At 43.1% G+C, this 9552-nt stretch carries 7 protein-coding genes; 3 read left to right on the plus strand and 4 right to left on the minus strand.

The annotated features are described in order from the left end of the window. Positions 1-43 precede the first annotated feature (43 nt). A complete protein-coding gene (locus CUU66_RS02255; protein ID WP_101640064.1) occupies positions 44-2209 on the minus strand; it encodes a cell division protein FtsA in 2166 nt (721 codons plus the stop codon). Positions 2210-2462: 253 nt separating this feature from the next. On the opposite strand from CUU66_RS02255, the gene CUU66_RS02260 reads away from it, so the two are divergent. Together CUU66_RS02260 and ccpA are read left to right on the plus strand one after the other, a co-directional pair. Continuing rightward, complete coding sequence (locus tag CUU66_RS02260; RefSeq protein WP_101640065.1) at positions 2463-3539, plus strand: bifunctional 3-deoxy-7-phosphoheptulonate synthase/chorismate mutase; 1077 nt, start codon at positions 2463-2465, stop codon at positions 3537-3539. Positions 3540-3875: 336 nt separating this feature from the next. Then, positions 3876-4871, plus strand: a complete 996-nt coding sequence (gene ccpA, locus CUU66_RS02265) for a catabolite control protein A (RefSeq protein ID WP_101640066.1) — start codon at positions 3876-3878, stop codon at positions 4869-4871. Between the two features lie 48 nt (positions 4872-4919). On the opposite strand, the gene CUU66_RS02270 is transcribed toward ccpA, so the two are convergent. Genes CUU66_RS02270 through CUU66_RS02280 form a run of 3 tightly spaced genes read right to left on the minus strand, consistent with a single transcriptional unit; the run spans position 4920 to position 7403 of the window. Beyond that, positions 4920-6098, minus strand: coding sequence for an acetoin utilization protein AcuC (locus tag CUU66_RS02270; protein ID WP_101640067.1), 1179 nt, complete (start codon positions 6096-6098; stop codon positions 4920-4922). Next, positions 6095-6742, minus strand: coding sequence for an acetoin utilization AcuB family protein (locus tag CUU66_RS02275; protein WP_101640068.1), 648 nt, complete (start codon positions 6740-6742; stop codon positions 6095-6097). Before CUU66_RS02275 ends, CUU66_RS02270 begins: the two co-directional genes overlap by 4 nt. 28 nt (positions 6743-6770) lie before the next feature. Next, positions 6771-7403 carry a GNAT family N-acetyltransferase gene (locus tag CUU66_RS02280; RefSeq protein WP_101640069.1) on the minus strand — a complete coding sequence of 211 codons (633 nt, stop codon included), beginning with the start codon at positions 7401-7403 and terminating at the stop codon, positions 6771-6773. Between the two features lie 204 nt (positions 7404-7607). Here CUU66_RS02280 and acsA point away from each other — a divergent pair, with 204 nt between their 5' ends. Next, complete coding sequence (gene acsA / locus CUU66_RS02285) at positions 7608-9326, plus strand: acetate--CoA ligase (RefSeq protein WP_101640070.1); 1719 nt, start codon at positions 7608-7610, stop codon at positions 9324-9326. Positions 9327-9552: the final 226 nt, after the last annotated feature.

The raw sequence follows: 9552 nt of genomic DNA on the forward strand, positions 1-9552 counted from the left end.
CAGTCCATTTAAACATCTGGACTGCTCTTTTTATTAGGCTTCCTTAATCATGGTACGGCGGTACTGCCTGGGCAGCAGGCCAAAAAAGCTTCAGTTCGTCACCGGCCTTTATTTGTTCATGGAAAGCAGTTTCTTCGTTATTTTTTAACAAAAGAAACCTGCTTTTCGGGTTCGAGGGCATTTCGATATGTACAGCGTTAAAAATATCCTGAAAGATAAATGGCTCTATTCTTCTTTGAGCCATTCGGAGCTCTTCTCCGCTGTAAAGGATATCCTGTTCCGATAGTTTATGCTCACCACGATAGAATTCATTAACCTCTTTAGTTAACACTATTTTTTCATCGTTGAAAGTAACCATGATAGAGTAAGTCAAAAGAAAGTTTAAGTTCTCTGCAGCTTCTCTTAATGTAAGCTGCCCTGATTTTTCTATTAATAATTCGTCATTATTTTCATAATGTGAATGTGGAGTGCATTCTATTCCGTTTCTTAACAATCTGCCAGATGATTTTTCAATGCTGTAAAGTTTTTGATTTATTATCAATCTAAAAGGCTGCAGGGCAGTACACAGCGGCTTTAATTTAAGCGCTTGAAGCAGGGCCTCAATTGTATCCGGAAGCCTGCATATAATTTCATCCCGGTCCTTTACTCGTTCTTCACCATCTGAAGCAGCCCCATTCCGTTTTATAACCGCTTCCACCATATATGTAGTACCGTTTATTTTCACCCTTTTCTGCGGTAAATCATCTAAAAGCTCACTTATTTTTACATCAGCAGGCCTGCCATCGGTTCCTTTTTCTATCGTGATCGAGTCATTGCTTTTTATAGGGGTATTAATCGTGCATGGCTGCCCGTTTAAGGAAAGAACAGGGGGACAACCGTAAGAGCCGGGGACAGTATACGGCTGATTATTGATTGTTACCATAAGGGCCATACCTGGTTTTCCGTACAATTTGCTGATTTTGATGCCCGATGCAAGGAGGCAGTCCGCAACCGTTAGTTCCTTCATATCAAACAGACGGATCGTCTGGCCATTTACCGATACATTTATATACTGTACTGGATTATTCAAAGCAGAGATGGCAATCCCGATCGGTGTTACCAGTTCCGGACCTTTAGCTATTCCTTCTGCAAACGTTAATTGGCTGATCGCTTCTGTTCCTCGGATGGCAATTCTATTTTCGGGAAGATTAAGCTTTTCGGCTAAAAGTTTTGGGAGATCCGGGGTCAGACTTCCTCCCCCGACAAGCATGACAGCCTTGGGAGATTTTTGATTGTTTAAGCGATATATTTCATCCTTTATCGTATCGGCAAGTTTATGAAGAGAAGGATATATTAATTGAATCGCTTCCGCTTTAAAAATTTCTGTTTCAAAACCTAAAATATCTGTCACTTTTATAGAGTCGGCTTCGCTCAGTCTACGTTTAGTCTGTTCCGCCAGCGGGAAGTCCAGCAGAAATTGGTCACTGATCGCTTCTGTTATTTCATCGCCCGCCACAGGCACCATCCCGTAAGCAATCACTGTTCCCAAATCAGTCAAAGCAATATCAGAGGTTCCAGCACCTATATCCACCAATGCAACATTCAGCCTTCGCATGGATGGGGGAATAAGGACATTAATGGCCGCAATCGGTTCTAATGTCAGGGCCTGCATCTCAAGGTCCGCCCTTTTTAAAGCAGCCATCAGTGACTCTACTACGACTTTTGGCAGGAACGTGGCGATAATTTCAGCACATGCTTCAGAACCGCTTTGGTCAATTAAGTTTCCAATTTCATGGCCATCGAGCCGATAAAAAAGGACAGAATAGCCTACACAATAATAATTGTAGCTATGCTCACCGGCATGATCGGCAACCTGCGACTGAGCTTGCTGGACAGCTGATAATTCAAGATGAAGAATATCTTCCCGGAGCATCATTGGCTTTCCGGTAATATCAATCGAAACACTGGCTCTTTCTGTTTTAAGTGCTCTTCCTGCCGCAGCTACACACACTTTTTGTAAGGGGCCATGTTTTATTTGCAATTCTTCTTTTATATCTGAGATGATCCCTGAGACGGAAAGGACGTCATGGATTTGTCCATCAAGCATGGCTCGTTCCGTATGTTCTTTAGCCAGTACTTCTATTACATGATAATGACCATTCTGCTTTTCTAATATGATACCTACTACTGAATGTGTTCCAATATCGAGAGCAAAAATCTTTTCGGGCAATGAACACACCTACTTTATATTTTTATGCTTTAACGCTTAAAAGCGTTTTATTGTTAAAGAAAAAGTTCGTGACATCTAAAAAAATATGATTTATAATGAACACTAATTACTAATCAATGTACCACATTTTCTTTTTTCACAAAAGATTCCATTTGATGATGAATATGGGATATATCGTTCATTTTTGGACTTTTGAGCTAGGAAAGAATCAGGCATGCCAAGAATTTAGATACCATGAAAGGGTGAAGGAATAGTGAGCAACCAGGAATTGGATGTATTGCGGGATAAATTGGATGATATTAATCTGGATTTATTAAAGCTTATCAACGAAAGAGCAAAACTTGTACAGGAAATTGGAAAAGTAAAAGAGAAGCAGGGCGTAAATAAGTTTGATCCAGTCCGTGAAAGAAAAATGCTAGACCTTATTAAAGCTCATAATGATGGTCCATTTGAAAACTCTACGATTGAAAAGCTTTTTAAAGAAATTTTCAAAGCCGGCCTCGGACTCCAGGAAAGCGAGCAGAAAAAAGCTCTTCTTGTATCTAGAAAGAAAAAGCCTGAAAACACACTGATTAACCTAAAAGGCGAAATCATTGGAAATGGGATTCCAAGCTTTGTATTTGGCCCATGTGCAGTAGAATCATATGACCAGGTAGCTATTGTAGCTGAAGCTGTAAAGAAAAAAGGATTAAAGCTGCTGCGAGGCGGGGCATATAAACCGAGAACTTCTCCTTACGATTTCCAAGGACTCGGTCTCGAGGGCCTGCAAATACTCAAGAGAGTAGCTGACGAATATGATTTAGCTGTTATCAGCGAAATTGTAAATCCGGCAGACATTGAAACAGCTGTTGATTACATCGATGTTATCCAAATCGGGGCAAGAAACATGCAAAACTTTGAATTGCTTAAGGCAGCAGGCCAAGTCGATAAACCGGTTCTGTTAAAGCGCGGGCTGGCAGCTACTATTGATGAATTTATTCATGCTGCAGAATATATTATGTCTCAGGGAAATGGGAACATTATTCTATGTGAACGCGGTATCAGAACATATGAAAAAGCGACAAGAAATACATTGGATATATCAGCCGTACCTATTCTTAAGCAGGAAACCCATCTTCCAGTAATGGTCGATGTGACTCACTCAACCGGACGCAGAGATCTACTGATTCCGACAGCTAAGGCGGCATTAGCTATAGGCGCTGACGGAGTCATGGCTGAAGTTCATCCGGATCCTGCAGTCGCACTTTCAGATTCGGCCCAGCAGATGGACTTTGAACAATTTGATCAATTCTGGGAAGAAATTCAAAAGTTAAATTGGGTAACCGTATAAATTTTCTAAGTCAGCCTCCCCTTGGGGAGGTTTTTTGCTTGTTTTTTAGTAAATAGCACGCTATCATAATAAATTATCCTGAAAAACTATGCTTATCATTGCCGGAATAGAAGAGGGTATCGTAATATTAAATACATATAGATTGGACAAAATATATATTCCATCAAATGTTTAAATTAAAGGCTAGCGGTAAATAGGACAATGAAGGTACGGCCTTGAATATATTGATTTTTATTTTACCTATACCAGAATAACTATGTTCTGTTCATATTAGCTGAATTAATTTTAAATAAACCTAGTCTCTATAGGGAAAAAGAATAATAAGGAGTGGTGACTATGAACATAACCATTTATGACGTAGCAAGAGAAGCAAATGTTTCAATGGCTACAGTCTCAAGAGTTGTGAACGGAAATCCAAATGTTAAACCAGCTACCAGAAAAAAAGTAATGGAAGTAATTGACCGGCTGGGCTACCGCCCTAATGCCGTGGCCAGAGGGCTTGCCAGCAAGAAAACGACAACAGTAGGGGTGATTATACCCGACATCTCCAGTATTTTCTTTGCTGAATTAGCTAGAGGTATTGAGGATATAGCTACGATGTATAAGTATAATATCATCTTGAGCAACTCAGACCAAAATACGGAAAAAGAGCTGCATTTATTAAATACAATGCTTGGAAAACAAGTGGACGGAATTGTATTTATGGGATCTAATATTACGCCGGAACATATCGAGGAATTTAAGAAATCTCCTGTACCGATTGTACTGGCAGGCACGATCGAGGAGTCAGGGCAAATTCCTTCTGTTAATATAGACAATGAGCAGGCTGCTTATGATGCGGCTAAATTATTTATAGACAGAGGCCATAAAAAAATTGCTTTCATAACGGGAGTACATAAGGAACCGACAACGGAGAAGAAACTTGATGGATATAGAAAAGCTTTAGAGGAATCCGGTCTTACGTTGAATCAAGATTTTCTTGTTGACGGCGACTATACGTACGATTCCGGCCTGGAAGCCTTTGACAAACTCATGAAAAATGATGATAAACCTACAGCTCTATTAGTGGGCGGAGATGAAATGGCCCTTGGAGTCGTTCATGCTGCCCAGGATAAGGGCGCGAATGTGCCTGATGACTTTGAAGTCATCAGCTTCGATAACACCAGGTTAACTATGATGGTAAGACCTCGCATAACAACGGTCGTCCAGCCGCTATATGATATAGGCGCTGTCTCCATGAGGCTTTTAACAAAGCTGATGAATAAGGAAGAAGTGACTGAGCAGTCCGTTATTCTTCCTCACCGTATTGAGGAACGCGATTCAACTAAATAAACAATTTAAGCCGGACTGGCATATTGCCAGGTCCGGCTTTTTTAATACTTATATCTGACTGGCTGCATCTTGTTTGTTCATCGAACGAATTGGATAAAGGGCTTTATCCACAGTCAGTTCATTTTTCTCTGTTATTTCGGGCTTTCGGGGGATGGGGGTATACATTCCTTCTGGATCGTCCCAGGCAGCAGGGAGGGATACGGGAGCCTTTTGCTGCCAGGTATCAATCCAGCTGACAGGAAGCGGGCCCTTGTTATTAGGATTATCAGTCATTTCAAGCCAGATCAGAGACCATGCCCGGGGAACGACCCTCCAAATATCGTAACCGCCCCCGCCGACAGCAATCCACCTGCCGCCGCAATACTGATGAGCAAGCTCATGGGCAAGTTTTGGTATTTCCCGGTAAATTTTCATGGTCGCGGATAAGTGTGTCAATGGGTCAAAATAATGAGCATCTGTTCCATTCTGCGTCAGGATCACGTCAGGCTTAAAGAACTCACAAATTTCCTTGAATGATTGATGATAGACATCCAGCCACGATTCATCCTCTGTAAATGCGTCAAGTGGAACATTAAAGGAGTAGCCGTATCCCTTTCCCTGACCTCTTTCGTTAACACTTCCTGTTCCCGGGAATAGATATCTTCCCGTTTCATGAATGGATAAGGTACACACATCTGGATCGTCATAAAAGGTCCACTGGACCCCGTCGCCATGGTGGGCATCCGTGTCAATATAGAGTACACGGGCACCGTACTTCTCCTGCAGATATTTAATAGCCACCGAGCTGTCATTATAAACGCAGAAGCCGGAAGCCTTGCCGCGGAAACCATGATGAAGGCCTCCTCCAAGATTCAGTGCATGTTCCGCTTTCCCAGTCATTACTTGGTCAACAGCGCTGAGTGTGCCGCCGACCAGGTAGGCGCTCGCTTCGTGCATGTTAGGAAAAATAGGTGTATCTTCGGTACCTAACCCATAATTCTGTGCTTTTTCCGAAGAAAGCAGACCTTGTCCAGCTAATTTGACAGCGTTTACATATCCGGGATCATGAACTAGTTCAAGCTCTTCATCTAATGCCATTCTTGATGGAATGATGTCTTCATCTGTAATGGCACCGTGTTTCTCAAGCAGGTCTAATGTCAAGCGGATTCGCTGCTGATTAAAGGGATGCTCATTATTAAACTTATAGCTTAAAAACTGGTCGGAATAGACAAAAACTGCTTTTTTCATAAAGATGCCCCCGGTAATTTTGGCCACAGAACCTCATGCCCTGCATCGCGCAGTTCCTGGACCACTGCTGTGGGGTTCATGGTTTGTACACGAATAACAAGAACTTTGTACGCTTGATCCGTTTTATCCGGATAAACGAGAATGCTGTTAATATTAGAATTCCTTCGCTTTATCAGTGTCGCAATTTCACTTAACAGACCCGTACGGTGGGGCACCCGTATTTCTACCTGCGATCCGGGCTGATTAGCCCCGGTTAGCTCAACAAGTGTATGAAGAAGATCTGTCTCAGTAATGATACCAACCAGCTTCTTTTCTTTGATCACCGGCAGGCAGCTTATGTGATGTTCATAAAATAGGGCAGAAACTTCTTCCACAAAGTCGAGGGGGTGGCCGGTAATAATCTGCTTCTGCATGATAGAACTCAGCGGGCGTTCAAGGTCCTCTTGATGCTCTTCTGCACGAAATATGGATGGTGCGGCATCCCGCAGGTCCCTATCGGTGATCAGCCCTACTACGTGGCCGTCTGTATTAACGATAGGAATATGACGTATTTTTTTCTCATTTACAGTCTGTATGGCTGTTTTTATCGTATCTGATTCCGCAAGTATTATAACTTCAGTTTTCATGATTTCTTCTAAAATCATCCGAGTTCCCCCTTACAGCTGCATACTTCTAGTACATAAATCTATTCATAAAGCGCAGGTTATCAAATTGCTGAATCGAGTCGGGACTTACTCTCCTGCCTATCCTGGCCATTAAACAATTAGCTGGGTGAGAACTGATTTCCGGATCGTCAGTGGCATAGTATACCAGGCCTCCTGCGTTCATCATCTTTTCCATGATTTTTCTATACTCCCAGACATTCAGCCCTGTCCCTTTTAGATCCCAATGCCAGTAATACTCAGTGGTTATGATGATATAATCTTCCATGGCATCATCCATCATGGAAACCTTAAGGAGATTTTTGCCGACAGAAGCCCCCCTGAATTGAGGGATCACTTCGATTGCCCCAAGCTCTATCAAATCTTCCATTTTTCCTTCAGACCATCTTTCGAGAGGATCGGGGTATAAATAGGTTACATAACCAACAACCGTATCCATGTGTCTTGCAAGGATGATTCTTCCTTCGGGAAGGTCAGCAATGTCTATCAGTGCCTTGTGCTGCTGGAAAGCTGGCCGGAAAGCGGTCAAATCTTCGTGGAAATCATAGGCTTTAAGCTTTTCCCCCGTTACGGGTCCTTCAATGATCAAAGTTCCATGATTGGTTTTTAACTCCATGGCATTATAGGTTTTTTGATAGTCCATTCATTCACCGCCTATTTTAACTCTCTTCTTATTATACATAAAATAGCAATTTAGCAATCTATTTCACTCCATTTTCCTGTATGCTATCTTTTGGGAACAATAAAAGCAATGGAGCTTCCTATGATAATTTATCTAAAAATTGAGAATAAATTTTCTTTATACTATAATTATAGATGTATATCTTACTTAAAGGGGGAAGCCAACATGAAAGTGGAAGCGTTATCAGTTATCCAGGGCAGCTATAATCTTCAAAGCTATGAAGATACATATCAAACGTTTGACTGGTCAGAAGCAGAAAAGGAATTTTCCTGGTTTGACACAGGCAGAGTGAACCTCGCATATGAGGCGATTGACCGGCACGCTGAAACCTTCAGAAAAAATAAGGTTGCACTTTACTACAGGGATGCCGAACGAAATGAAAAGTATACCTTTAAAGAGTTAAAGGAATACACGGACAAAGCGGCTAATGTGCTGAAGACGTATGGGAATGTAGAAAAAGGCGATCGTGTATTTATCTTTATGCCTAGATCTCCGGAGCTTTATTTTGCACTTCTTGGCGCTGTTAAGCTTGGTGCCATTGTCGGGCCATTATTTGAAGCCTTCATGGAAGGAGCCGTCCGTGACCGTCTGGAGGACAGTGAAGCTAAGGTTCTTGTAACCACTCCTGAACTGCTTTCCCGGGTACCGGTAGATGAACTTCCTGCATTGAAAACTGTTTTCCTTGTTGGGGAAAATGTCGAGGAAGATGAAACCTATGTGGATTTTAATGCAAGGCTGAAAGAAGCGAGCAAGAGTTTCCAGATAGAATGGGTAGACCGGAATGACGGACTGATCCTTCACTATACTTCAGGCTCTACTGGAAAACCAAAGGGAGTATTGCACGTACATAATGCGATGATCCAGCACTATCAGACGGGAAAATGGGTTCTTGATCTGAAGGAGGATGATGTTTACTGGTGTACAGCTGATCCGGGCTGGGTTACCGGAACTTCCTACGGTATATTCAGCCCGTGGCTTAACGGAGCTTCCAATGTAATCGTAGGGGGACGGTTCAGTCCTGAATCATGGTACCAGACTCTCGAAGACTTCGGTGTGACCATTTGGTACAGTGCTCCAACGGCATTCCGGATGTTAATGGGAGCTGGAGATGAAGTTATCAAGAAGTTCGACCTCAGCTCACTCCGCCACCTGATCAGTGTAGGGGAGCCGCTGAATCCAGAGGTTGTCCGCTGGGGAATGAAAGTATTTAACAAGCGGATACACGATTCCTGGTGGATGACCGAAACAGGAGCACAGCTGATCTGCAATTATCCATCTATGGAAATCAAACCTGGATCAATGGGCAAACCGATTCCAGGAGTACAGGCTGCAATCGTGGACGATCAGGGGAATGAACTGCCGCCGTACCGCATGGGCAATCTTGCCATCAAAAAAGGCTGGCCGTCCATGATGCACACGATCTGGAATAATCAGCAGAAATACGAGTCTTACTTCATGCCGGGAGGCTGGTACGTATCAGGAGATTCAGCCTACAAGGATGAAGACGGCTATTTCTGGTTCCAGGGAAGAATTGATGACGTAATCATGACTGCTGGTGAGCGTGTGGGCCCATTTGAAGTAGAAAGCAAGCTCGTCGAACACCCAGCAGTAGCCGAAGCCGGGGTTATTGGCAAGCCGGACCCGGTAAGAGGAGAAATCATCAAGGCTTTCATCGCCCTAAGAGACGGGTACGAAGCATCCGATGAACTGATTGAAGAAATCCGCCAATTTGTCAAAAAAGGATTGGCCGCCCATGCAGCACCAAGAGAAATCGAATTCCGCGACAAACTTCCAAAAACCCGAAGCGGAAAAATCATGCGCCGCGTCTTAAAAGCCTGGGAACTTGACCTCCCGACAGGCGACCTTTCAACAATGGAAGACTGATTTAAGAGAGCCGACCATCTCTGAGTTGTAATAGACTTCGGGAGGTTGGCTTTTTTATGGAGAAATGGCTTGGGAGCATAAGGGGGGGATTAGTGGTGCTGGTTGGGGTGCTTGCTGGGTAGTGGTGAATGAATGTGCAGTTCTGGGGCGTGAAGGGGGGATTTGTATCTGTTGTTTGCTGGCTCGTTTTTTTGGAAGGGAGGATTTGTACCTGCTGGATGCTGGC

The sequence above is a fragment of the Peribacillus deserti genome (assembly GCF_002863585.1).
Classification (GTDB): Bacteria; Bacillota; Bacilli; order Bacillales; family DSM-1321; genus Paraperibacillus; species Paraperibacillus deserti_A.